Below are 1,714 nucleotides of genomic sequence, written 5' to 3'. Positions count from 1 at the left end.
GTACCCCCCCCCCCCCCCCCCCCCCCCCCCCCCCCCCCCCCCCCCCCCCCCCCCCAACCCCCCCCCCCCCCCCCCCCCCCCCCCCGCTTCTCGTTGTGCCCGGTCGGTGGAACGTCCGAGCACCCGTGGGGGCCGCTGCGGTACCCTGACGCCATGCGTGCCGTACGCCTCCTGCTTACCGAGCCGCGCTGATCAGTACCGACCCTTCGAAGAGGTCGGCATCGGCGCGGCGTCCCCTCCTGTGCGAGGGGTTTTTTCGTTTGGGCGGGCAGAGACGGCAGAGACGATCGATGGAGCTTCAGAAATCATGAGCGAGACGAACACCCCGGCCCCCGAGGCGGCCGAGGGGCACCGTTACACGGCTGCCATGGCCGCCGACATCGAGGCACGCTGGCAGGACGTATGGGACGCGGAGGGCACCTACGAGGCGCCGAACCCGACCGGTGACCTGGCCGGTGACCCGGCGGTCGTCGCCCGGCCCAAGAAGTTCATCATGGACATGTTCCCGTACCCCTCCGGTGCGGGCCTGCACGTCGGCCACCCGCTGGGCTACATCGCCACCGACGTCTTCGCGCGCCACCAGCGGATGTCCGGCCACAACGTCCTGCACACCCTGGGCTTCGACGCCTTCGGCCTGCCGGCCGAGCAGTACGCCGTGCAGACCGGCACGCACCCGCGCGTGTCGACCGAGGCGAACATCGAGAACATGAAGGTCCAGCTGCGCCGGCTGGGCCTGGGCCACGACAAGCGCCGGTCCTTCGCGACGATCGACCCCGAGTACTACAAGTGGACCCAGTGGATCTTCCTGCAGATCTACAACTCCTGGTACGACGCCGACGCGAAGAAGGCCCGCCCGGTCTCCGAGCTGGTCGCCGCCTTCGAGGCCGGCACCCGTGAGGTCCCCGGAGGCCGCGCCTGGGCCGGCCTGACCGCCGCCGAGCGCGCCGACGTGCTGAACGGCTTCCGCCTGGCCTACGCCTCCGACGCGCCCGTGAACTGGTGCCCCGGGCTGGGCACCGTGCTGGCCAACGAGGAGGTCACCGCCGACGGCCGGTCCGAGCGCGGCAACTTCCCCGTCTTCAAGTCCCGCCTGAGCCAGTGGAACATGCGGATCACGGCCTACGCGGACCGCCTGCTGGACGACCTGGACGCGCTGGACTGGCCCGAGGCCATCAAGCTGCAGCAGCGCAACTGGATCGGCCGCAGCGAGGGCGCGCGCGTCGACTTCGCGCTGGGCGACGAAGCCATCACCGTCTTCACCACCCGCCCGGACACCCTGTTCGGCGCCACCTACATGGTCCTGGCGCCCGAGCACCCGCTGGTCGAGAAGTTCATCCCGGCCGCCTGGCCCGAGGGCACCCACGACGTGTGGACCGGCGGGTACGCCACCCCCGCCGAGGCCGTGGCCGCGTACCGCAAGCAGGCCGCCTCCAAGTCGGACGTCGAGCGGCAGGCCGAGGCCAAGGACAAGACCGGCGTCTTCACCGGCGAGTACGCGGTCAACCCGGTCAGCGGCGACAAGGTCCCCGTCTTCATCGCCGACTACGTGCTGATGGGCTACGGCACCGGCGCGATCATGGCCGTCCCGGCGCACGACACCCGCGACTTCGAGTTCGCCCGCGCCTTCGAGCTGCCGATCCGCTGCGTCGTCGAGCCGACGGACGGCCGCGGCACCGACACCGCCGAGTGGGAGGACGCGTTCGTCTCCTACGAC

The 1,714-nt window shown here is 71.5% G+C and carries 1 protein-coding gene; it reads left to right on the top strand.

Going from position 1 to position 1,714, the window contains the following annotated elements; all coding sequences use genetic code 11:
- Positions 1-307: 307 nt before the first annotated feature.
- Positions 308-1,714: class I tRNA ligase family protein (locus ACZ7IF_RS18455; protein WP_470972328.1), on the top strand; the 1,407-nt coding region annotated here is incomplete at its 3' end.

This window comes from Streptomyces sp. NPDC037421, from assembly GCF_055602105.1.
The sequence above is the reverse complement of the archived record's forward strand: the minus strand, read 5'-3'. Positions and strand labels throughout refer to the sequence as shown.